Here is a 21,564-nt window from a genome sequence, read left to right on the forward strand (position 1 = left end):
CAGGTATCATTCACGGCCCATGCTTGAGCAACGCATCCAACAGCATTTCATCGACAGCGCCGACCTGAAATACCAGTCGGCCCAGGCGCTCAGTCATCCCATCAGCGCAGCCGTGCAGGCCATCTGGGCCTGTGTGACCAACGGCGCCAAGGTGCTGGCCTGTGGTAGCGGCCCTTCATCCGCGCAGGCCCTGCAGTTCGCGGCCTTTTGCGTGGCCGGTTTCGAGCGCGACCGGCCCGAACTGGCGGCGCTGGCCCTGCTGCCCGATGCCCTGGCCACCGGCACCAGCGCCGTAGCGGACAGCGCCGTGCTGGCGCGCCAGGTGCGCGCCCTGGGGCAGGCAGGAGATCTGCTGCTGGTCATCACCATCGGCGGCAACGAGCCAGCCCTGCTGCAGGCCGTGCAGGCCGCCCATGAGCGGGACATGACCGTGGTCGCCCTGTGTGGCCGCGACGGTGGGGCGTTGAGCGCGTTGCTGCACGAAACCGATGTCCAGATCTGCGTGCCGAACGACCGAGCCGCCCGTGTGCGCGAGGTGCATGCGCTGGTGCTGCACTGCCTGTGCGACGGCGTGGACGCCCAGTTACTTGGAGAACAGGAGATTCCTCTATGACATTTCCCCTGCTGCGAATTTCTAGCGCCGCGCTCGCTGCCGCGGCCCTGGCCGGCAGCCTCGCCGGCTGCGCGCCGCTGGTCATCGGCGGCGGTGCCGTGGTCGGCACCCTGATGGCGACCGACCGGCGCACCACCGGCACCCAGGTGGAGGACGAAGGCATCGAGATGCGCACCGCCAGCCGCATCCGTGAGACCCTGGGCGACCGCGTGCACGTGAACGTGACCAGCTACAACCGCCAGGTGCTGCTGACGGGCGAAGTGCCCACGGCCGCCGACGGCCAGAAGGTGGAGCAGATCGCGCAAGGCGTGGACAACGTGCGCTCGGTGGTCAACGACCTGGGCGTGATGCCCGCGTCCTCGCTGACGCAGCGCTCGCGCGACGCCTTCATCTCGACCAAGGTGCGCGCGAGCCTCGTGGACGCCAAGGACCTGTCTGCCAATGCGTTCAAGGTCGTCACCGAGCGCGACGTGGTGTACCTGATGGGCCGTGTCACGCAGCGCGAAGCCAAGCGCTCCGCGGAGATCGCGCGCGGCGTGGATGGCGTACGCAAGGTCGTGCGCGTGTTCGAGGTGATCTCCGAAGAGGAACTGATCCGCGGTGGCGCGGCGCAGCAGCCCGCGCCCGTCTCGCAGGACCCCGCCGCGGCGGCGCAGCCAGTCAAGCCCTGAGCACGGGCTGCTCGCGCCGAACAAGTCGGCACCATCCGCGCCTTGTGACAGGCGATTGAACCACTGCCCGCCCTGCGCGGGCAGTGCGCCTGGGGCCTCAGTCTTTTTTGGGCGCCAGGCGGGTGATCAGGCTGGACGTGTCCCAGCGGTTGCCGCCGGCAAGCTGCACGTCGGCATAGAACTGGTCCACCAGCGCCGTGACCGGCAGACGCGCACCGTTGCGCTTGGCTTCGTCGAGCACCAGCCCCAGGTCCTTGCGCATCCAGTCCACGGCAAAGCCGAAGTCAAAACGGCCCTCCACCATGGTCTTGCCGCGGTTGTCCATCTGCCAGCTCTGGGCAGCGCCCTTGCCGATCACGTCGAGCACCAGCGGCATGTCCAGGCCCGCGTGCTGGCCGAAGGCGATCGCCTCGGACAGACCCTGCACCAGTCCGGCAATGCAGATCTGGTTGACCATCTTGGCCAGTTGGCCGGCGCCGCTGTCGCCAATACGGGTGAACGCGCGCGAGAAGGCCATCGCCGTAGGGCGTACGGCATCGAAGGCTGCAGCGTCGCCGCCGCACATCACGGTCAGTTGCCCGTTTTGCGCGCCGGCCTGCCCGCCGGAGACCGGCGCGTCGATGAACTGCAGGCCCAGCGTGCGGGCGGCGCCATAGAGTTCGCGCGCCACCGCCGCGGATGCCGTGGTGTGGTCCACGAAGACCGCACCCTGCTGCATGCCGGCGAACGCGCCGTCGGCCCCGAGCACCACGGAGCGCAGGTCGTCGTCATTGCCCACGCAGCAAAACACGATGTCCGCGCCTTGTGCGGCCTCGCGCGGCGTCTTGGCATGTTTTACGGTTGCAACGCCCTTGAATTCAGCGCACCATGCTTCTGATTTCGTAGCGGTACGGTTGTACACCGTCACGGTATGGCCCGCCGATGCCAAGTGCCCCGCCATCGGGTAGCCCATGACGCCCAAGCCCAGGAAGGCCACGCGGCGTGCGGGGACCGGATCGTAGGTGCGGGGATTGATGCTGCTGCTCATGGGTTGGGCTCCGTCAAAAAGAGAGGCCCGCAGGGGCGGGCCGGGTGGGGCGAGTGTGGGGGTATCAGACGATGGCGAAATGCTCGGTGCCCGAGGCCAGGTCCGTCGTCTTGGCACGCTGGCTGCTGAGCTTGATCTGCAAGCGCAGGTCGTTCACCGAGTCGGCGTTGCGCAGGGCATCCTCATAGCTGATCACGTTGGCCTCGAACAGGTCGAACAGTGCCTGGTCGAAGGTCTGCATGCCCAGGTTGCGGCTCTTCTTCATGATTTCCTTGATCTCGGCCACCTCGCCCTTGAAGATGAGGTCGGCGATCAGCGGCGTGTTCAGCATCACCTCGACGGCAGCCGCGCGCCCCTTGCCGTCCTGCTTGGGAATCAGGCGCTGCGAGATCAGTGCCTTGAGGTTCAGCGACAGGTCCATCAGCAACTGGGCGCGCCGCTCCTCGGGGAAGAAGTTGATGATCCGGTCCAGTGCCTGGTTGGCGCTGTTGGCGTGCAGCGTGGCCAGGCACAGGTGGCCGGTTTCGGCAAACGCCACGGCGTGCTCCATGGTCTCGCGGTCGCGGATTTCGCCCATCAGGATCACGTCCGGCGCCTGACGCAGCGTGTTTTTGAGGGCCGCCTCCCAGCTGTCGGTGTCCAGGCCCACCTCGCGCTGCGTGATCACGCAGTTCTTGTGCGGATGCACGAATTCCACCGGGTCTTCCACCGTGATGATGTGGCCGAAGGAGTTCTCGTTGCGCCAGTCCAGCATGGCGGCCAGCGTGGTGGACTTGCCCGAGCCCGTCGCGCCGACCAGGATGCACAGCCCGCGCTTGGTCATGGTGACTTCCTTGAGCACCTGCGGAACGCCCAGGCCGTCGATGGTGGGCAGCGTGAGCGGAATCGTCCGCAGCACCATGCCCACGCGGCCCTGCTGTACGAAGGCGTTCACTCGGAACCGGCCCACGCCCGCGGGCGAGATGGCAAAGTTGCACTCCTTGGTGCGCTCGAAGTCGGCCACCTGCTTGTCGCTCATGATGGCGCGCGCCAGCGTGAGCGTGTGGTTGGGCGTCAGAGGCTGGGGAGAGACCTTGGTGACCTTGCCGTCGACCTTGATCGCCGGCGGAAACTCCGCCGTGATGAAAAGGTCGCTCCCCCCGCGGCTGACCATCAGCTTGAGCAGATCGTTGATGAATTTGCTCGCCTGATCCCGTTCCATCCCATACCCCCTTGGTCGTCAGCCTTGTGTTGTTGTGCCGGGCTGTTCAGCGTTGATTTTCACTCAGACGCGCGCTCACCACGCGCAGGCGCTGCGACAGCTTGCGCGCCAGCAGGGCCACCAGGCTGGCGGCCAGTTGCGGGTCGTGGGCCATCATCTCATCCAGCGCCTCGGCGCTGAGCACCGCGATCTCGCATTCCGTGAGCGTGGTGCACGCCGAAAAACGGATGCCGCTGTCCAGCAGCGACATCTCGCCCAGGATATCGCCGGGCCGCGTCTCGGCCAGGCGCAGTTGCTCTCCCCAGGGCTGGACACGGTCCACGGCGATGGTGCCCGTGAGCAGCACGACCATGAAGTTGCCGTATTCGTCCTGGCGGATCAGGTCGCGGTTGGGCGCAACGGAGGCGAACTCGAAGAAGCGCTCCATGCGTTCCACGGCGTCGTGGTCCAGGTGCGCCATGTACTTGTCCTTGCTCCACAGCGACTGCAGCAGCCTACCGCCACGGCTTTGGGGCAGGCGCTTGGCATCGACTTCGACGGCGCGCGCCTCCCAGGGGACCAGTTGTGATTGCTCCACGCCCTGGCCGGCAAATGCGGTGGTGAAGAACACAGAGTCGGTGCTCTCCTCGCCGGACTTGCGGTTTTTGGACTTGAGCAGGCCGAGGATGCCTTTCATGATGGGGCTCCGATGCGGGCTCGTGTACCAACGAGCCGGGTAGTGAAAAAGTGTGCGGGCCCGCCTTGGAGGGGGGTCAGCCGGGGAAGTTCTCGGGAATCTTGGCCTTGCTGCGCGCCTCGGCCGGGCTGATGATGTTGCGGCGCACCAGGTCGGAGAGGTTCTGGTCCAGCGTCTGCATACCGACGCTGTTGCTGGTCTGGATGGTGGAGTACATCTGCGCCACCTTGGCCTCGCGGATCAGATTGCGGATGGCGCTCGTGCCCAGCATGATCTCGTGCGCCGCCACGCGGCCCGAGCCGTCCTTGGTCTTGCACAGCGTCTGCGAGATCACCGCCTGCAGCGACTCCGACAACATCGCGCGCACCATTTCCTTTTCTTCAGCGGGGAAGACGTCGATGATCCGGTCGATGGTCTTGGCGGCGCTGGACGTGTGCAGCGTGCCGAACACCAAGTGGCCGGTCTCGGCGGCGGTCATGGCCAGGCGGATGGTTTCCAGGTCGCGCATTTCGCCCACCAGAATGGCGTCCGGGTCCTCGCGCAGCGCTGAGCGCAGGGCCGCGGCGAACGACAGCGTCATCGGCCCCACTTCGCGCTGGTTGACCAGGCACTTCTTGGACTCGTGCACGAACTCGATCGGATCCTCGATGGTGAGGATGTGGCCGTACTCGCTTTCGTTGAGGTAGTTGACCATGGCCGCCAGCGTGGTGGACTTGCCCGAACCCGTGGGGCCCGTCACCAGCACCAGGCCGCGTGGCTTGAGCGCCAGGTCGGCAAAAATGCGCGGCGCGTTGAGCTGCTCCAGCGTCAGGATCTTGCTCGGAATGGTACGGAACACCGCGGCCGCGCCACGGTTCTGGTTGAACGCGTTGACGCGAAAGCGCGCCAGGCCGTCGATCTCGAAGGAAAAGTCCACTTCCAGGAACTCTTCGTAGGTCTTGCGCTGGGCGTCGCTCATGATGTCGTACACCATGGCGTGGACGGTCTTGTGGTCCAGTGCATCGACGTTGATGCGGCGTACGTCCCCGTGGACCCGGATCATGGGCGGCAGGCCGGCGGAAAGGTGCAGGTCGGACGCCTTGTTCTTCACGCTGAAGGCGAGCAATTGGGTGATGTCCACGGATTCCCTCTTATCGTTTGATACGCTTGGGCGAACATTATGACGACGATTGCCAGCAACCTCCAGAATGTGCGGGAGCGCATCGCGCGCGCCTGCGCGGCGGCCGGCAGGCCACCCGATGCCGTGGCGCTGCTGGCGGTTTCCAAGACCTTCGGCCCCGAGGCCGTGCGTGACGCGGCATTGGCGGGCCAGCGGCGGTTTGGCGAAAACTACATTCAGGAAGCCGTGGAAAAGATGGCTCTGGTGGCGGCGCTCGGGCTGCCGCAGCCGCTGGAGTGGCACTGCATCGGCCCGGTGCAGAGCAACAAGACCCGCCTGGTGGCCCAGCACTTCGACTGGGTGCACACGGTGGACCGCCCCAAGACGGCGCAGCGTCTGTCCGACCAACGTCCCGACAACCTGCCCGCGCTGCAGGTCTGTATCCAGGTGAACGTGGATGGTGGCGCCACCAAGGCCGGTGTGCCGGCCGAGGAGGCATTGGCGCTGGCCCAGGCGGTGGCAGCGCTGCCGCGGCTCACGCTGCGCGGCGTCATGAGCATCCCCGACCCGGCGCCCGACGAGGCCGCGCAACTGGCCGTGCTGCTGCGCGTGCGCCAGGTGTTCGACACCCTGCGCGCGAATGGCGGCCCGGGGTTCGAGGCGGTCGATACCCTGTCGCTGGGCATGACCGGCGACCTGGAGGCCGCGGTGCGCGCCGGCAGCACCATGGTGCGCGTGGGCAGCGGCATCTTCGGTGCGCGCCACTACCCGGCCTGATAAGCTGGCCGTCATCTAGTTTTGACGGAGATTCCCTCATGCCCGGTTTGCTGCCCGACGTCGATCCCGATGGCCTGCTCGAATTCTCGGTGGTCTATACCGACCGTGCGCTCAACCACATGTCGCGCCGCTTCGTCAGCGTGATGCAGGACATCCTGGCGACGCTCAAGGATGTCTACCGCGCGCACACGGCGGTGCTCGTGCCCGGCAGCGGCACCTTCGGCATGGAGGCCGTGGCACGCCAGTTCGCCAACCGCGAGAAGGTGCTCATCGTGCGCAACGGCTGGTTCAGCTACCGCTGGAGCCAGATCTTCGACGCCGGCGGGCTGGGCGGTGGTGCCGCGGTCTGCCAGGCGCGCCGCCAGGGCGATGGTCCACAGGCGCCCTGGGCTCCCTGCCCGGCGAGCGAGGTGGCCGCCGCCATCCGCGCCGAGCGGCCGAAGGTGGTGTTCGCCCCGCATGTGGAGACGGCCAGTGGCATCCTGCTGCCCGACGATTACCTGCGCACCGTGAGCGACGCCGCGCACGAGGTGGGCGCGCTGTTCGTGCTGGACTGCGTGGCCTCCGGCGCGATGTGGGTGGACATGGAAAAGACCGGTGTGGACGTGCTGATCTCTGCGCCGCAAAAGGGCTGGAGCGGCTCGCCCTGCTGCGCCATGGTGATGCTGTCGGCCCGCGCGCGTGAGGCGATCGAGCAGACGCAGAGCTCCAGCTTCTCGTGCGACCTCAAGAAGTGGATGCAGATCGCCGAGGGCTACGAAAAGGGCCAGCACGCCTACCACACCACCATGCCCACCGATGCGCTGGTGCGCCTGCGCGACGTGATGCTGGAAACGCGCGACTACGGCTTTGCCAAGGTGCGCGACGAGCAGATCGCACTCGGCGCCAAGGTGCGCGCGCTGCTGCAGGCGCGGGGCTTTCCCAGCGTGGCGGCTGCGGGCTACGAGGCACCGGGCGTGGTGGTGAGCTACACCACCGACCCCGGCATCCAGAGCGGCAAGAAGTTCGCCGAGGCGGGGCTGCAGACCGCCTCGGGCGTGCCGCTGCAATGCGGCGAGGGTGCGGACTTCCAGACCTTCCGCCTGGGCCTGTTCGGCCTGGAGAAGTGGCACAACGTGGACCGCACGGTGGGCCACCTGGCCGCGGCGCTGGACCAGGTCGCGCCGGCGCGCTGACTGCTGGCCGGCGGCGCAAAAGCGTCCATCTCCTACAACCGCGGGGTGGCGTGGGCCGCGGTGCGCGGCTATGCTTTCCCGCATGCATGCTTCCCCCCTGGAGCCTGGTGCGCAGGCCGCGGCTTCGGCCGAGCCGGCCGCGCTCGCGGGCCGCGCCTCCCAGCTGTCCCGGGCCAAGCGCCAGGCCACCGGCCTGCTGCTAGCAGTGGTCGTCGTCTTTGCGCTGACCTATTTCTTTCCACCCAGTCTGGGCGTGGCCTGCGTGCGCGCCGTGGCGGAGGCCGCCATGGTGGGCGCCCTGGCCGACTGGTTTGCGGTTTCGGCGCTGTTTCGGCGCATCCCGCTGCCGCTGGTGCAGCGCCACACCGACATCATTGCGCGCAACAAGGACCGCATCGGCGGCAACCTGGCGGTGTTCGTGCGCGACAAATTCCTGGACGCGCCTTCGCTCGTGACCATGATCCGCCGCCACGATCCGGCCAACATGCTGGCGCAGTGGCTCACGGCACCGGCCAACGCGCGCCTGCTGGGCAGGCAGGTGGCCAGGCTGGCGCTGACCGCGCTGGACACGGTGGAGGACGCGAAGATCCAGGCCTTCCTGAGCCAGGCCGCGCGCACGCTGGTGGGCAAGATCGACCTGTCGCGCTCCATGGCGTCGGCGCTGGGCGCGCTCACCTACCAGGGCCGGCACCAGGCGCTGCTGGACGACCTGCTGGAGCGCCTGGGCGGCATGGTGCGATCGGAGGACACGCGCGCCTTCGTGGCCGACACGCTGCTGCAGTGGATCAAGCGTGAGCATCCGCTCAAGCAGAAGGTGCTGCCCACCGATTGGCTCTCGGGCAAGGGCGCCTCGGCCATCACGCACGCCGTGGACACCCTGCTCAAGGCGGTGGCCGAGGACCCGCAGCACGAGCTGCGCGAGGCGCTGGACGGCGCCGTGCAGCGCCTCATCGCCCGCCTGCAGACCGACCCCGATTGGGCGCGCCGCGGCGACGAGGTGCGCGGCTACCTGCAGAACGACGAGGTGCTGGGCCGCTATGTGCGCGATCTGTGGAGCGACCTGCGCCAGAAGCTGCGCGACGATCTGATGAACGAAGACTCGGCATTGTCCGCGCGCGTGGCCGACATGGGGCAGTGGCTGGGGCTGTCGCTCGCGGGTGATGCGGCGCTGCGCGTGCGCCTGAACGTGCGCCTGGAACTGTGGGCCGCCACCTTTGCGCCCGATGTGGCGCAGTCGGTGGCCGAACACATCCGCGCTACGGTGCAGCGCTGGGACGCGCAGGAGATGGCGCGGCTGGTGGAACTGCACATCGGCAGCGACCTGCAGTACATCCGCATCAACGGCACCGTGGTGGGGGGCTGCATCGGGCTGCTGCTGTTCGCCGTCTCGCACGCGGGCGCGTTGTGGGCGGCGGTGGTCGGGTCGTGAGTGCTATCTAATTAGTAGCTGCTAGCGCTTACTGGATAAGCGCTAAGACCCGATTTTGCTTAGAACCGAAAATCCAGCGTTTGCGGCGCTCGGCCCACCTGCACGGTGCGGCTGTGGTTCTGGCCGGCGCCCTGTACTTCCACACGGTAACTGCCCGCAGGCAGTTGCAGCAGGCACACGGGGCCGCCGGCGCGCAGTTGCATCGCGTCGCCCCCGCCTTGCGGGGTGATGCGCACGTCGACGTTGGCCTCGTAGGCGCCATCGGCACGCGCGAACAGCAGCGACAGGGGATAGTCCTTCATGGCTGCGCGCATGGCGGTGGATTCGTCCGTGCCGATGCCGCCGCACTGGTAGTGCAGCGCACCGGCCGTCTGCACGGGCGGCAGCACGGCCGGGCGGGACGCGCTGTCGGCCTGCGCCTGCGCCTGCACGGCGCTGGCGCCGCTGGCCAGCAGGGCACACAGACCCAGCGGCGCCAGACGGCGCGGAAGTCGAAACGGGAACGGGGACAACACGGGCATGGCGCACCTCCTTGTCAGGGGTAAAAGCGCCATGCTGGCACCTGGTTGCGCGCCGCGCTGTCAGCCCAGGGCGCGAGCGCGCGTGGTGGCCGTCAGAAGCGCGGCAGGTTGGCGTGGCTCATCTTGCCGTTGCGCACCAGCATCTTGCCGTACTCGGCGCAGCGGTTCAGCGTCGGGATCACCTTGCCGGGGTTGAGCAGGCCCTGCGGGTCGAACGCCTCCTTGAGCGCGAACATCTGCGCGTTCTCCTCCACGGTGAACTGCGCGCACATGGAGTTGAGCTTTTCCACCCCCACGCCGTGCTCGCCCGTCACGGTGCCGCCCATGGCCACGCTGGTTTCCAGAATGTCGGCGCCGAACAGCTCGCAGCGGTGCAGCTGGTCGGGGTCGTTGGCATCGAACAGGATCAGCGGGTGCAGGTTGCCGTCGCCCGCGTGGAACACGTTGCAGCAGCGCAGCTGGTATTTCTTCTCCATCTCCTGGATGGCGAGCAGGATGTCCGCCAGGCGCTTCCTCGGGATGGTGGAGTCCATGCACATGTAGTCGGGACTGATGCGGCCGCTGGCGGGGAAGGCGTTCTTGCGCCCGCTCCAAAAGCGCATGCGCTCTTCCTCGCTGGTGCTGACCGAGATGGCCGTGGCGCCCGAGCCGCGCAGCACTTCGCTCATGCGCGCGATCTCTTCCTCCACTTCCTCGGGCGTGCCGTCGGACTCGCACAGCAGGATGGCCTCGGCCGTCAGGTCGTAGCCGGCCTTGACGAAGTCCTCCACGGCGGCGGTCATGGGCTTGTCCATCATCTCCAGGCCGGCCGGGATGATGCCGGCGGCGATCACCGCGGCCACGGCGTCGCCGGCTTTGCGCACGTCGTCAAAGCTGGCCATGATGCAGCGCGCCAACTGCGGCTTGGGCACCAGCTTGACGGTGACCTCCAATGCCACGGCCAGCATGCCCTCGCTGCCGATCACGGCGGCCAGCAGGTCGTAGCCGGGCGCGTCCAGCGCCTCGCTGCCGAAGGTGATGGGCTCGCCCTCCATGGTGTAGCCGCGCACGCGCAGCACGTTGTGCACCGTCAGGCCGTACTTCAGGCAGTGCACGCCGCCGGAGTTCTCGGCCACGTTGCCGCCGATGGTGCAGGCGATCTGGCTGCTGGGGTCAGGGGCGTAATACAGGTTGTAGGGCGCGGCGGCCTCGCTGATGGCCAGGTTGCGCACGCCGCACTGCACGCGCGCCGTGCGGGCGACCGGGTCCAGGTCCAGGATGCGGTTGAACTTGGCCAGCGACAGCGTCACGCCCATGGCATGCGGCATGGCGCCGCCCGACAGGCCCGTCCCAGCGCCGCGCGCCACCACGGGCACGCCCAGGCGGTGGCAGGTCTTCAGCACGGCCTGCACTTCGCCTTCCGTCTCGGGCAGGCACACGACCAGCGGGCGCTGGCGGTAGGCCGTGAGGCCGTCGCATTCGTAAGGCGTGGTGTCCTCGGGCTGCCAGAGCAGCGCATGCTGTGGCACGCAGGCCGACAGGGCCTGCACGACCTCGGCCTGGCGCTGGGCGCGTTCGGTGGATGTGGGGCTGGGCATGGCGTGACTGTAGGCCATGGCGTGCGCGCGCGGCGTGAGTTTTCTTGCAGGCGGGCGTGAGCCGTGTTGCGCCAATTGCTGCGTTATTAATAGCTACTGGCGCTTGATGGATAAGCGCTAGAGCCTGATTTGGCTTATGGAAATTGGCTTGCGCACGGCCGCGCCGCTTGCGGGGTTACCCCAGCGTGCGGCGCAGCCAGTCCGCGAAGGCCGCGCATTCCCAGCGGTCCATGGTGCCGGTGCGCCAGCACAGGTAGTGCGCGTAGGGGCTGGGGGCGTCGGTGTCGAACAGGCGTACCAGCGTGCCCTGGTCCAGCCAGGGCGCGGCGAGCTTGAGCCGTACCGGGGCCACGCCCATGCCCGCCGCGGCGGCGTCGCACATCAGGCCCACGTCGTTGAATTGCGAGCCTTCGTTGGGCTCGGCCCAGGCCAGGCCCACGGCCGCGAACCAGCTGCGCCAGGGCTCCAGCGGGCTGCGCAGCAGGGGCAGGCCTTCCAGGTCCTCGGGGCGCTCGAAGGGGCCGTGCTCGCGCACGAAGCCGGGCGAGGCCAGGGGCGTGAGCACGTCGCGTGCGATCTCCACATGCTCCATGTCGGCGTAGTGGCCGGGGCCGTAGCGCACGACGAGGTCCGCGTCTTCCGCCACCACGTCCAGCAGCGGGATGGAGACCTGCAGGGCCAGGTCGATCTCGGGGTAGGTCTCGGTGAACTGGCGCAGCCGCGGGATGAGCAAGGCGCGCGCGAAGGTGGGGGTGACCGCGATCTTCAGCCGGCGCTTGCCCGGCGCCACTGCCGTGCCTGGGAAGCGCTGCAGCGCGGTGAGCCCCTCGCGCACATGGGCCAGATAGGCGCTGCCGTCGGTGGTCAGGGAAAAGTCGGCCCGCCCGAACAGCCGCGTGCCCAGGATCTGCTCCAGCTGCTTGACGCGGTGGCTTACGGCGCTGGGGGTGACGCACAGCTCATCGGCCGTCTGCGTCACGCTGCGCAGGCGCGCCAGCGCCTCGAAGGTCAGCAGGCACTGGATGGGCGGGATGCGCCGCAGGCTGGCGGCGTCCAGGGCCGCCTTGGCCGCGATGGAAAGGGATTGCGTGGCCATGGCGGCGTATGGGGGCAGGGCGGGTTCAGCGGAAGACGACGGTCTTGTGGCCGTTGAGCAGCACGCGGTGCTCGCTGTGCCACTTCACGGCGCGCGCCAACACCTGGCTTTCGGTGTCCCGCCCGCGGGCGGTGAGATCTTCCACGGTATCCGTGTGATCCGCTCTTGTAACATCTTGTTCGATAATCGGCCCCTCGTCGAGGTCGGCCGTCACGTAGTGGGCGGTAGCGCCAATCAGCTTCACGCCGCGGTCATGCGCCTGGTAATAGGGTTTGGCGCCCTTGAAGCTGGGCAGGAAACTGTGGTGGATGTTGATCGCGCGGCCCGACAGCTTGGTGCACAGGTCGTTGGACAGCACTTGCATGTAGCGCGCCAGCACCACCAGTTCGGCCCCCTCGGCCTGGATGATCTCGTACTGCTTGGCCTCGGCCTGCGCCTTGGTGGCGGCGGTGACGGGGATGTGGTGGAAAGGGATGTTGTAGCTGGCCGCGAGCTGGTAGAAGTCGCGGTGGTTGCTGATGATGGCGCGGATGTCGATGGGCAGCAAACCGCTCTTGTAGCGAAACAGCAGGTCGTTGAGGCAGTGGCCTTCCTTGCTGACCATCAGCACGGTCTTCATGGCCGCGCTGGTGGCATGCAGGCTCCAGCGCATGCTGTGCTCTTCGGCAAAGGTGGCCAGTTCGGCCTTGAGGGTGGCTTCGTCGGTGGACTCGCATGCGAATTGCACGCGCATGAAGAAAAGGCCGGTGCCCTGGTCGTTGTACTGAGCGGCTTCCTCGATGTTGCCGCCGTGGTCCAGCAGGAAGCCGGAGACGGCGTGCACCAGCCCGAGCCGGTCGGGGCAGGACAGTGTCAGGATGTAGGAATGGGTCATATGCTGCGATTGTCGCAGCACGCGAGGCCCCTTCAGGAGTGTGGATTGCTGAGTAAAGGCGCGGGCCGCAGGCCCTCGTGGAGGCCCCTGCAGGGCCGCTGGATGTTGGCGCTGGCCGTTGGTGCCATGGGTGCGGCCTGGGCCTGGGCGGGCGGCCGCCTTGCAGTACCTGCCCCTGGAGCCGCAGGCGCTGCAGTCCCTGCTGCAGTACAAGAGCGGGCTGGACGCCGTGCTGGCGGGTGCTCTGCTGGGCTGGCTCCTGCTGCGCTGGCGCCGGGGCGGGAGCCGGCGCACCCTGGCGCGCCGGGTGGAGCAGGTGCTGCGCCACGCGCCCGCCGGCATGGCGCGGCTGAGCATGGACGGCCGCCTGGTGTGGGCCAATGAACGCCTGCGTGAATGGCTGGGCGTGGCGCCGCACGAGCCGCTGCCGCAGGTCGACTTCCGAACGCTGGTGCGCCCGCACGACAGCGATTGGGCGCAGCGGCAACTGCAGCGGCTGCGCGCCCGCGAGATCGACCATTACCAGGGCGAGCGCTGGTGCCGCAACCAGCGCGATGGATCGCAGCTGCCCGTGCTGTGCACCGTGAGCCATGTGCTGGCCCTGGAGAGCGAGCCCGACCACCTGGTGTGCGTACTGCAGTCCCTGCGCGAAGTGCATGCCGCGCGCGACGCGCAGGCGCTCAGCGAACAGCGCTGGCGCTTGGCGGCCACGGTGGTGGACAACACCATCGAAGGCGTGGTGGTCACCGATGCCGACGGCCGCATCCTCTCGGTCAACCCGGCCGTCACGCGGCTCATGGGCTATACCGAGGAAGAGTTGCTGGGCCAGAACCCGCGCGTGTTCAAGTCGGGGCGGCATGGACCGGCGTTCTACGAGGCCATGTGGGACACCATGCGCCAGACGGGCCACTGGCAGGGGGAGATCTGGAACCGGCGCAAGAACGGCGAGGTGTTCCCGGAGCGCATGTCGCTCTCGGCCGTGCGCGGCGCGGACGGCGCGGTGACGCACTACGTGTGCATGTTCACCGACATCTCCGAGGAAAAGGCCCAGCACCAGCGCCTGGAGTTTCTGGCGCACTGCGACCCGCTGACCGGCCTGCCCAACCGCGCTTGGTTCGGCGAGCAGCTCGACAGCGCCGTGCGCCAGGCCCAGGACAGCGGCGAGCAGATGGCCCTGCTGCTCCTGAACCTGGACCGCTTCAAGGACGTGAACGACAGCTACGGCCACGCCGTGGGCGACGAGGTGCTCAGGCACATCACCCGCCAGGTCGAGCAGAACCTGCGCCCGGGCGATCTGCTGGGACGGCTGGCCGGCGACGAGATCGCCGTGCTGGCCCGCCACCTGCGCCATGCGGACGGCGCGGCAGCCGTGGCGCGGCACCTGATCGCCGCGGCCAGCACGCCCTGGAGCACGCCCGACGGCATCGAGGTGGTGGTGGGCGTGAGCGTGGGCATCTGCATGTTCCCCGCCCATGCGCGGACCACCGAGGCGCTGCTGCAGGGCGCGCATTCCTCGGTGTACGGCGCCAAGGCCCGCGGGCGCGGCGCGTATTGCTTCTTTGACGAATCGCTGATCCAGGCCGCGCGCGAGCGCCTGGAGATCGAGGCGCGGCTGCGCGTGGCCCTGGCGCAGGGGCACCTGCGGCTGTACTACCAGCCGCAGGTATGCATCGCCACCGGCCGGATCATGGGGGCCGAGGCGCTGGTGCGCTGGCTGGACCCGCAGGAGGGCATGATCTCGCCCGCGCGCTTCATCCCCGTGGCCGAGACCTCGGGCGTGATCGGCCCCCTGGGCCAGTGGGTGATGCGCGCCGCCTGCGAGCAGGGCCAGCGCTGGCGCGCCGACGGCCTGCCGGAGATCCGCCTGGCCATCAACCTCTCGCCGCGCCAGTTCCAGTTGACCGACGTGGCCGCCTGCGCCGCCGAGGCGCTCAAGGCCAGCGGCTTCCCGGCCCGCTGCCTGGAGCTGGAACTGACCGAGTCGGTGCTGGCCGAGCGACCCGACGAGATCCGCGCCGTGCTGCAGCGGCTGCAGCAGCTGGGCGTGCGCATGGCGGTGGACGACTTCGGCACCGGCTATTCGTCCCTGGCGCACCTCAAGCGCTTTCCCATCGACGTGCTCAAGATCGACCAGGGCTTCATCCGCGACATTCCCCGCAGCGCCGACGACATGGCCATCAGCGCCGCCATCGTTGCCATGGGGCACAGCCTGGGGCTGTCGGTGCTGGCCGAGGGGGTGGAGACGCCGCAGCAGCTGGCGTTCCTGCGCGAGCGCGGCTGCGACGCCTACCAGGGCTACCTGTGCAGCCGCCCCCTGCCGGCGGAGGAGTTCGCCCGGCTGCTGCAGGCGCACAACGGCATGGCGGGCTGAGCGAGCGCGGGCTGGGGCCAGCGTCCGCTACGGCGCGGGCGGCGGGCCGGGCCAGCGCTCGCGCAGCTCCGCACACGGGTCGTGGGGCGTCAGCGCCGGCGTGCGGTGGATGTAATCCGCTTCGCTTTCAATAGCTGGTCGCGCTTGTCCCGCTTGGGCTATTGCCACTTTTGACGTGAAATCACTCGGCAGCCACGTGGGCACGCCCAGGCTGCGCTGCACGTGGCCGAAGCCCGCCACCAGCAATACCGTGCGGCCGGGGCGGTGGGCGGCCTGCACGGCGCGCGCCATGCGGGCGTCCCGCGCCAACTGGATGCGCACCATGGGCATCAGCCGCTGCGCCGGCACCAGGCCGCAGTGGCCCTCCTCGATCGCGGTGCGCTGGCGCGCCAGCGCGGCGGGAGGCAGGTGCGTGTCCAGCGCGGTGTCGCGCATGGCTTGCGGCATCTGGCTGCGCGGCAGGTTACCGCCGCGCACCGGCACGCCCGCGGCCACGGCAGCCATCACCACCGGCGCATAGCGGTCCCAGGGCCAGGCCTGTTCATCCCATTGCAGCGCGGCGCGCACCTGGGCAGCGTCCGCGTCCGGCGGCAGGCCATCGGTGCCCGCGCCTTCGGGCGCCATCTCCAACACCAGGGCCGCAAGGCGCTGGCGCGCGGCGAGCCACTGGACCGTGTGCCGCTGCCACTGTTGGTGGGCGGCGGCGTCATGCTGCTCGCCCAGCAGCAGGGCGTCCACGGGCGGCCAGCGCTCCAGTTGGGAATCCCAGGCCGTTTCGGCCCCAGAGGTGGGCTGTGGCTGCTCGGGGGGTGTCGTGCAGCCTGCGATCCAGACCAGTGCCAAAGCGGTGAGCAAGAGACGAACCAGCGGCGAGAAAATCATGGGCCAATGGTAGGGCGTGGTTGCCTTGCAACCGGGCGTAAATGCGACTTGCATGCCGATCATGCGGGTGCGTAATTGCGCGGGGCCGCTTCCCAGGCGGCTGGCGTGCTACAGGAAACGGAGAGCGCGGCGGACTACAGGGGCGCCTTTGTGTGGTGCCCCCCGCAGGGTCTTGACGCAGGTTCGCGGCGCGGGCTCCCGAGCAGTGTAAAAATCTAGGATTGCCGCCGCGGCTGCCCGCGGCGTGCCCGTCAGAATCCCTTTCGGAGCCCCTCCATGCAGCGTGAAATCACCGACCTTGCCCCCGCCCTGTCTACACAACCCATCAGCATGGATGTGCTGAAGGAGAAATACTTCAAAGACGGCGAGAGCGATGTCGAGGATCTGTTCCGCCGCGTGGCGCGGGCGTTGGCCTCGGTCGAGCGCGAGGACATGCGCCAGGCCCTGGAGGCGCGCTTCCTGGACAACCTGCGTGCCGGCGCCATCGGGGCGGGGCGCATCATGAGCGCTGCCGGCACCGACATCCAGGCCACCCTCATCAACTGCTTCGTGCAGCCCGTGGGCGACTGCATCCAGGGCGTGGACGATGCGGGCTACCCCGGCATCTACGAGGCCTTGCGCGAGGCCGCCGAGACCATGCGCCGCGGCGGCGGCGTGGGCTACGACTTCTCGCGCATCCGCCCGCGCGGCGCGCTGGTGAAGGGCACGGCCTCCATGGCCTCGGGCCCCTGCAGTTACATCAACGTCTTCGACCAGTCCTGCTCCACGGTGGAGAGTGCGGGCGCGCGCCGCGGCGCGCAGATGGGCGTGCTGCGCATCGACCACCCGGACGTGCTGGACTTCATCACCGCCAAGCGTACGCCGGGCCGCTGGAACAATTTCAATGTGTCCGTGGGCGTGCCCGACGCCTTCATGGAAGCGGTGGAGCAGGACCGTGATTGGGAGCTGGTGCATGGCGCCGCGCCCGGTGCGGAGCTGCAGGCCCAGGGCGCACACCAGCGCGCCGACGGGCAGTGGGTGTACCGCGCGGTGCGCGCGCGCGAATTGTGGGACACGATCATGAAGTCGGCTTACGACTTCGCTGAGCCCGGCATCCTGTTCCTGGACCAGATCAACACCGACAACAACCTGCACTACACGGAGACCATCCAGGCGACCAACCCGTGTGGCGAGCAGCCGCTGCCGCCCTACGGCTGCTGCGACCTGGGCCCGATCATCCTCACGCGCTTCGTGCGCAACCCGTTCGGGCTGCATGGCGAGGCGTCGTTCGACTTCGATGCCTTCGAGCAGGCCGTGGCCACCCAGGTGCGCGCGCTGGACAACGTGCTGGACGTGACCTTCTGGCCACTGCCGCAGCAGCAGGCCGAGTCGGCGGCCAAGCGCCGCATCGGCGTGGGCTTCACGGGCATGGGTAACACGCTGGCCATGCTGTGCAAGCGCTACGACCGCCAGGAAGGGCGCGACATGGCGGTACAGATCGCCGAGCGCATGCGCAACGCGGCCTACCGCGCGTCGGTGGAACTGGCCAAGGAAAAGGGCGCATTCCCCAAGTTCGACGCCGATGGCTACCTGGCCAAGGGCACCTTCGCCAGCCGCCTGCCCGCGGACATCCAGAAGGCCATCCGCAAGCACGGCATCCGCAACAGCCATCTGCTGTCCATCGCGCCCACGGGCACGGTGAGTCTGGCTTTCGCCGACAACGCCTCCAACGGCATCGAGCCGCCGTTCTCCTGGAGCTACACGCGCCGCAAGCGCGAGGCCGACGGCAGCAAGAGCGAGTACGTGGTGGAGGACTACGCCTGGCGTCTGTACAAGACGCTGGGCGGCGACGTGAACCATCTGCCTGCGTACTTCGTGAGCGCCATGGACATGGCGGCCGCCGACCACGTGGCCATGATGGAGGCCGTGCAGCCCTTTGTGGACACGGCGATCTCCAAGACCGTGAACGTGCCCGAGGACTACCCCTACGCCGATTTCAAGGGCCTGTACATGCAGGCCTGGCACTCGGGCCTGAAGGGCCTGGCCACCTACCGGCCCAACAGCATCCTGGGCGCCGTGCTGGAAGTCACGCCCGCCGCAGCGCCGGCCCCCGCCGCCGCACCCGAGGCCGCGCCTGCCCCGGTGGTGGTGGACCCCATGCGCACCATGATCGAGAGCCGTCCCACAGGCGGCCTGTCGGCCGTGGCGGAGAAGCTGGAGTACTGGACGCAGGAAGGCCACAAGACGCTGTACCTGATCGTCTCCTTCCTGCCCGTGCCTGACGGGCGCGGCGGCACGGTGGACCGCGCCATCGAGTTCTTCATGCCCGTGGGGCAGAGCGGCGAATCGCAGCAGTGGATCACCTCCAGCATGCGCCTGCTGTCGCTGGCCGCGCGCGGCGGCTTCCTGGAGCGCGCGTTGTCCGACATGCGCAAGGTGGCCTGGGACCGTGGCCCCGTGCGCCTGGGCACGCACCAGAAGGCCGACGGCACCCACGTGCCGCTGTGGCACGACTCCGAGGTGGCCGCCATCGCGTATGCCGTGCAGAACATCCTGGCCCAGCGTGCCATGCCGCAGCAGCAGGTGCTGCCGCTGGACGAGCCCGCCGCAGCGCCCGCGACCGGCATGCCCCCGGCCATGGCCGGCAAGAAGTGCAATGAGTGCGGTGCCCACGCCGTGATCCGCAAGGATGGCTGCGACTACTGCACCCAGTGCGGCGCCCTGGGCAGCTGCGGCTGAGCAGACCGGAACGCCCTGGCAACACCAGGGTGTTTACTATCAATATGATAGCTGTTTGCGCTTGATGGGAGCGCGCGGAAGCATGTTTTCGCTTGTATGCCGCGGCCGTAGGCTTGAGCAAACTTGACTTCCATCAAGACATTTCAAAAGCGCGTGCCTACACTGCCGCCATGCGCAACAAGTCCACGCTGTCCACCAAGCTGCTGGCCATGGGCACGGTGTTCCTGCTGGTGGCGCTGGCATCCATCGGCTTCACGCTGTGGGTGACCTGGAAGTTGGAGGGGGGCGCCGCTGCGGTGAACGAGGCGGGTCGCCTGCGCATGAACATGCTGCGCATGGTGCTGGCCCAGCAGAACGAGTCGCCCCAGGAGTTCGCGCGGCTGGAAACGCGCTTCAACGAAGGGCTGGAGTTGCTGCGCACGGGTGACCCCGCCCGGCCGCTGTTCGTGCCCTGGAGCGATGACACGCGCGAGCGCTACGAACACATCCGCCGGCAGTGGCTGCTCATCGAAAACGACTGGAAAGCCGCCGCGCACTATGAAAGCAGCGCCGCGGCCGTGGCGCGCGCCGATGCCTTCGTGCTGGACCTGGACAGCTTCGTCGAGGCCATCGAGATCCAGATCGTGCGCCTCACGGCGGTGCTGCATCTGTTCCACCTGTTCATGGTGGCGTTGGCCATCGGCTCGGCTGTGGCCTTCATGGCGCTGAGCTACCTGCTTGTACTCAACCCCGTCACGCGGCTGCAACAGGCCCTGGCGCGGCTGCGCAAGGGCGACCTGGGCACGCGCCTGGAGGTGGAAGCAGACGACGAGTTCGGCCAGCTGACGGCGGGTTTCAACCTCATGGCCCATGCGCTGCAGACCTCGCACGAGGACCTGGAGCGCAAGGTACGCGAAAAGACCGCCACCATCGAAGTGCGCAACCAGCGCCTGGCGGCGTTGTATGCGGTGAGCGCCCTTGCGGCGGAGGCGGGGAGCCTGGAAGAGTTGACCCAGGGTTTCGTGCAGCAGATCCGCCGCGTGGCGGGGTGCGACGCGGCGGCCGTGCGCTGGTCGGACGAAGCCAACGAGCGCTACGTGCTGCTGGCCTCCGACGGGCTGCCCCAGTCGCTGGCGGAGCACGAGCACTGCGTGGTCACCGGCGCCTGCGAATGCGGACAGGCGCAGGGCCAGGCGCGCATGCGTGTGATTCCGATCATGCCTGTCGGGGGCCTGCAGTTGCCGCATTGCCGCGAGGCTGGTTTCGAGACGGTGGTGAGTATCCCGGTGCAGATGCACCAGCGCCTGTTGGGCGAGGTCACGCTGCTGTATCGCAGTCCGCTGGAGCTGTCGGCGGAGATGCGCGAGCTGCTGTCCACCATGGCGCATCACTTGGCCACTTCCATGGAAAGCCTGCGCGCCTCGGCGCTGGAGCGCGAGGCAGCGGTGGCGCAGGAGCGCAGCCTCATTGCGCGCGAATTGCACGACTCCATCGCGCAGTCGCTGGCCTTTCTCAAGATCCAAACCCAGCTGCTGCGCGACGCGGTGGCGAAGGACAACACCGAGGCGCGTGACCGCAGCATGGCGGAGCTGGATACCGGTGTGCGCGAATGCTATGCCGACGTGCGTGAGCTGCTGGTGCACTTTCGCACGCGCACGCAGGACGAGGACATCGAAGCGGCGCTGCGCGCCACGCTCTCGAAGTTCGAACACCAGACCGGCGCGGCCACGGCGCTGAGCATGGCGGGGCACGGCCTGCCGCTGGCGCAGGACGTGCAGATCCAGGTGCTGCACATCCTGCAGGAGGCCTTGTCCAACGTGCGCAAGCACGCCGATGCACGCCGCGTGGAGCTGCGGGTGCAGCGCCACCCCCGCTGGCGCTTCGAGGTGCAGGACGATGGCCGCGGGTTCGACCCGGACAGCGTGCCACCCGATTCGCTGCATGTGGGCCTGGGCATCATGCGTGAACGCGCGCAGCGCATCGGTGCGCATCTGGAGCTGGTTTCGCGCCCCGGCGGCGGTGGCACCTGCGTAGTCCTGGAGCTGCCACCAACCACCCGCGAGGAGCCTGCGTTGCCCCTGTCCCTTGTTTCTTCCGCCGCCGCATGAATGCTCCCACCACGCTTTTCCTGATCGATGACCACACCTTGCTGCGCCGCGGACTGGTGGCGCTGCTGTCCCAGCAGCCGGACCTGCGCGTGGTGGGCGAGGCCGGGGACGCCGCGGAGGCCCTGCGTCTGCTGCCTGCGCTGCGCCCCGACGTGATCCTGCTGGACAACCACCTGCCCGGTGTGCGCGGCGTGGACGCCATTGCCGGCCTGCGCGAGGCGTCGCAGGGCAGCCGCGTGTTGATGCTCACGGTGAGCGAGGATGGGCAGGATCTGGCGGCCGCCTTGCGCAACGGCGCGCAGGGGTATTTGCTCAAGACCATTGACGGTGACCTGCTTGCGCAGGCGATACGGCGGGCCGCACGCGGCGAGCCGGTGGTCAGCCCCGAAATGATGGGCAAGCTGGTGGCGGCGTTCCAGTCCCAGGGGGCGCCCACGCCCGAGCCCCTGCCCGAAGAGGAAGAGCCCGTGTCGGTGCTGTCGCCGCGCGAAGAAGACGTGTTGCGCGAGATTGCGCGCGGTCTCAGCAACAAGGAAATCGCACGTGCGCTCGACATTGCCGAGACCACCGTGAAGATCCATGTGCAGCACATTCTGCGCAAGCTGGGACTGTCCTCGCGCGTGCAGGCGGCGGTCTACGCCTCGGACCGCCACCGCCTCACGGAATAACCCCCAGAGCCCGGCATAGTTCTTAGGGAGTAGGGCGGCATAGGCCGCCCTCGTCCTTTTGCACCGCCCGCGGTGTCCCAGCGAAGGATGTGCAGGCACGGC

Annotated in this window: 18 protein-coding genes; 9 read left to right on the top strand and 9 right to left on the bottom strand. The window is 68.4% G+C overall.

Annotated features, from left to right (window positions below; genetic code table 11):
• Nucleotides 1–19: 19 nt before the first annotated feature.
• Both K2L43_RS02265 and K2L43_RS02270 read left to right on the top strand, forming a co-directional pair.
• Nucleotides 20–613 carry an SIS domain-containing protein gene (locus K2L43_RS02265; RefSeq protein WP_220638415.1) on the top strand — a complete coding sequence of 198 codons (594 nt, stop codon included), beginning with the start codon at nucleotides 20–22 and terminating at the stop codon, nucleotides 611–613.
• A complete protein-coding gene (locus K2L43_RS02270; protein WP_012655453.1) occupies nucleotides 610–1,284 on the top strand; it encodes a BON domain-containing protein in 675 nt (224 codons plus the stop codon). Before K2L43_RS02265 ends, K2L43_RS02270 begins: the two co-directional genes overlap by 4 nt.
• Nucleotides 1,285–1,381: 97 nt before the next feature.
• On the opposite strand, the gene K2L43_RS02275 is transcribed toward K2L43_RS02270, so the two are convergent.
• The 4 genes from K2L43_RS02275 to K2L43_RS02290 form a co-directional block, all read right to left on the bottom strand.
• Nucleotides 1,382–2,311, bottom strand: a complete 930-nt coding sequence (locus tag K2L43_RS02275) for an NAD(P)-dependent oxidoreductase (RefSeq protein ID WP_011803878.1) — start codon at nucleotides 2,309–2,311, stop codon at nucleotides 1,382–1,384.
• 64 nt (nucleotides 2,312–2,375) lie between these two features.
• The gene (locus K2L43_RS02280) at nucleotides 2,376–3,512 is read right to left on the bottom strand and encodes a PilT/PilU family type 4a pilus ATPase (protein WP_012655455.1); all 1,137 of its coding nucleotides are present in this window, start codon (nucleotides 3,510–3,512) and stop codon (nucleotides 2,376–2,378) included.
• A 46-nt stretch (nucleotides 3,513–3,558) separates the two neighbouring features.
• Nucleotides 3,559–4,188: a Crp/Fnr family transcriptional regulator gene (locus K2L43_RS02285; protein WP_047350275.1), complete on the bottom strand. Its 630-nt coding sequence runs from the start codon at nucleotides 4,186–4,188 to the stop codon at nucleotides 3,559–3,561.
• A gap of 76 nt (nucleotides 4,189–4,264) precedes the next feature.
• Nucleotides 4,265–5,308, bottom strand: a complete 1,044-nt coding sequence (locus K2L43_RS02290) for a type IV pilus twitching motility protein PilT (RefSeq protein WP_047350274.1) — start codon at nucleotides 5,306–5,308, stop codon at nucleotides 4,265–4,267.
• A 39-nt stretch (nucleotides 5,309–5,347) separates the two neighbouring features.
• Between K2L43_RS02290 and K2L43_RS02295 the strand changes: the two genes are divergently transcribed.
• The 3 genes from K2L43_RS02295 to K2L43_RS02305 all read left to right on the top strand — a co-directional run bounded on the left by K2L43_RS02295 (nucleotide 5,348) and on the right by K2L43_RS02305 (nucleotide 8,668).
• On the top strand, nucleotides 5,348–6,064 hold the full coding sequence (locus K2L43_RS02295; RefSeq protein ID WP_220638416.1) for a YggS family pyridoxal phosphate-dependent enzyme: 717 nt from the start codon (nucleotides 5,348–5,350) through the stop codon (nucleotides 6,062–6,064).
• 38 nt (nucleotides 6,065–6,102) lie between these two features.
• On the top strand, nucleotides 6,103–7,239 hold the full coding sequence (locus tag K2L43_RS02300; RefSeq protein WP_220638417.1) for an aminotransferase class V-fold PLP-dependent enzyme: 1,137 nt from the start codon (nucleotides 6,103–6,105) through the stop codon (nucleotides 7,237–7,239).
• A gap of 82 nt (nucleotides 7,240–7,321) precedes the next feature.
• Nucleotides 7,322–8,668: a DUF445 domain-containing protein gene (locus K2L43_RS02305; protein ID WP_187148593.1), complete on the top strand. Its 1,347-nt coding sequence runs from the start codon at nucleotides 7,322–7,324 to the stop codon at nucleotides 8,666–8,668.
• 59 nt (nucleotides 8,669–8,727) lie between these two features.
• Here K2L43_RS02305 and K2L43_RS02310 read toward each other — a convergent pair whose 3' ends face one another.
• The 4 genes from K2L43_RS02310 to purU form a co-directional block, all read right to left on the bottom strand.
• Nucleotides 8,728–9,189: a carboxypeptidase regulatory-like domain-containing protein gene (locus K2L43_RS02310; RefSeq protein ID WP_220638418.1), complete on the bottom strand. Its 462-nt coding sequence runs from the start codon at nucleotides 9,187–9,189 to the stop codon at nucleotides 8,728–8,730.
• A 92-nt stretch (nucleotides 9,190–9,281) separates the two neighbouring features.
• Complete coding sequence (locus K2L43_RS02315) at nucleotides 9,282–10,766, bottom strand: FAD-linked oxidase C-terminal domain-containing protein (RefSeq protein WP_187148595.1); 1,485 nt, start codon at nucleotides 10,764–10,766, stop codon at nucleotides 9,282–9,284.
• Between the two features lie 175 nt (nucleotides 10,767–10,941).
• The gene (locus tag K2L43_RS02320; protein WP_012655462.1) at nucleotides 10,942–11,862 is read right to left on the bottom strand and encodes a LysR substrate-binding domain-containing protein; all 921 of its coding nucleotides are present in this window, start codon (nucleotides 11,860–11,862) and stop codon (nucleotides 10,942–10,944) included.
• Nucleotides 11,863–11,887: 25 nt separating this feature from the next.
• The gene (gene purU / locus K2L43_RS02325; protein WP_011803889.1) at nucleotides 11,888–12,736 is read right to left on the bottom strand and encodes a formyltetrahydrofolate deformylase; all 849 of its coding nucleotides are present in this window, start codon (nucleotides 12,734–12,736) and stop codon (nucleotides 11,888–11,890) included.
• A gap of 190 nt (nucleotides 12,737–12,926) precedes the next feature.
• Between purU and K2L43_RS02330 the strand changes: the two genes are divergently transcribed.
• A complete protein-coding gene (locus K2L43_RS02330; RefSeq protein WP_370633106.1) occupies nucleotides 12,927–15,107 on the top strand; it encodes a putative bifunctional diguanylate cyclase/phosphodiesterase in 2,181 nt (726 codons plus the stop codon).
• 27 nt (nucleotides 15,108–15,134) lie between these two features.
• On the opposite strand, the gene K2L43_RS02335 is transcribed toward K2L43_RS02330, so the two are convergent.
• A complete protein-coding gene (locus tag K2L43_RS02335; protein WP_047350292.1) occupies nucleotides 15,135–15,989 on the bottom strand; it encodes a ChaN family lipoprotein in 855 nt (284 codons plus the stop codon).
• A gap of 276 nt (nucleotides 15,990–16,265) precedes the next feature.
• On the opposite strand from K2L43_RS02335, the gene K2L43_RS02340 reads away from it, so the two are divergent.
• The 3 genes from K2L43_RS02340 (at nucleotide 16,266) to K2L43_RS02350 (ending at nucleotide 21,462) form a co-directional block, all read left to right on the top strand.
• Nucleotides 16,266–18,707, top strand: coding sequence for an adenosylcobalamin-dependent ribonucleoside-diphosphate reductase (locus K2L43_RS02340; RefSeq protein WP_220638419.1), 2,442 nt, complete (start codon nucleotides 16,266–16,268; stop codon nucleotides 18,705–18,707).
• Between the two features lie 170 nt (nucleotides 18,708–18,877).
• Complete coding sequence (locus K2L43_RS02345; protein ID WP_220638420.1) at nucleotides 18,878–20,794, top strand: type IV pili methyl-accepting chemotaxis transducer N-terminal domain-containing protein; 1,917 nt, start codon at nucleotides 18,878–18,880, stop codon at nucleotides 20,792–20,794.
• Nucleotides 20,791–21,462 carry a response regulator gene (locus tag K2L43_RS02350; RefSeq protein ID WP_123674874.1) on the top strand — a complete coding sequence of 224 codons (672 nt, stop codon included), beginning with the start codon at nucleotides 20,791–20,793 and terminating at the stop codon, nucleotides 21,460–21,462. Before K2L43_RS02345 ends, K2L43_RS02350 begins: the two co-directional genes overlap by 4 nt.
• The last annotated feature ends 102 nt before the right edge of the window (nucleotides 21,463–21,564 follow it).

This window comes from Diaphorobacter sp. MNS-0, from assembly GCF_019602835.1.
GTDB classification, from domain to species: domain Bacteria; phylum Pseudomonadota; class Gammaproteobacteria; order Burkholderiales; family Burkholderiaceae_C; genus Diaphorobacter; species Diaphorobacter nitroreducens.

Excerpts from the sequence above, each read along its gene's own strand:
- K2L43_RS02305 (WP_187148593.1), top strand. The coding sequence starts at position 7,322 with ATGCATGCTTCCCCCCTGGAGCCTGGTGCGCAGGCCGCGGCTTCGGCC.
- K2L43_RS02335 (WP_047350292.1), bottom strand. The coding sequence starts at position 15,989 with ATGATTTTCTCGCCGCTGGTTCGTCTCTTGCTCACCGCTTTGGCACTG.
- K2L43_RS02295 (WP_220638416.1), top strand. The coding sequence starts at position 5,348 with ATGACGACGATTGCCAGCAACCTCCAGAATGTGCGGGAGCGCATCGCG.
- K2L43_RS02315 (WP_187148595.1), bottom strand. The coding sequence starts at position 10,766 with ATGCCCAGCCCCACATCCACCGAACGCGCCCAGCGCCAGGCCGAGGTC.
- K2L43_RS02275 (WP_011803878.1), bottom strand. The coding sequence starts at position 2,311 with ATGAGCAGCAGCATCAATCCCCGCACCTACGATCCGGTCCCCGCACGC.
- K2L43_RS02280 (WP_012655455.1), bottom strand. The coding sequence starts at position 3,512 with ATGGAACGGGATCAGGCGAGCAAATTCATCAACGATCTGCTCAAGCTG.
- K2L43_RS02320 (WP_012655462.1), bottom strand. The coding sequence starts at position 11,862 with ATGGCCACGCAATCCCTTTCCATCGCGGCCAAGGCGGCCCTGGACGCC.
- K2L43_RS02265 (WP_220638415.1), top strand. The coding sequence starts at position 20 with ATGCTTGAGCAACGCATCCAACAGCATTTCATCGACAGCGCCGACCTG.
- K2L43_RS02350 (WP_123674874.1), top strand. The coding sequence starts at position 20,791 with ATGAATGCTCCCACCACGCTTTTCCTGATCGATGACCACACCTTGCTG.
- K2L43_RS02285 (WP_047350275.1), bottom strand. The coding sequence starts at position 4,188 with ATGAAAGGCATCCTCGGCCTGCTCAAGTCCAAAAACCGCAAGTCCGGC.
- K2L43_RS02270 (WP_012655453.1), top strand. The coding sequence starts at position 610 with ATGACATTTCCCCTGCTGCGAATTTCTAGCGCCGCGCTCGCTGCCGCG.
- K2L43_RS02340 (WP_220638419.1), top strand. The coding sequence starts at position 16,266 with ATGCAGCGTGAAATCACCGACCTTGCCCCCGCCCTGTCTACACAACCC.
- K2L43_RS02345 (WP_220638420.1), top strand. The coding sequence starts at position 18,878 with ATGCGCAACAAGTCCACGCTGTCCACCAAGCTGCTGGCCATGGGCACG.
- K2L43_RS02300 (WP_220638417.1), top strand. The coding sequence starts at position 6,103 with ATGCCCGGTTTGCTGCCCGACGTCGATCCCGATGGCCTGCTCGAATTC.
- purU (WP_011803889.1), bottom strand. The coding sequence starts at position 12,736 with ATGACCCATTCCTACATCCTGACACTGTCCTGCCCCGACCGGCTCGGG.
- K2L43_RS02310 (WP_220638418.1), bottom strand. The coding sequence starts at position 9,189 with ATGCCCGTGTTGTCCCCGTTCCCGTTTCGACTTCCGCGCCGTCTGGCG.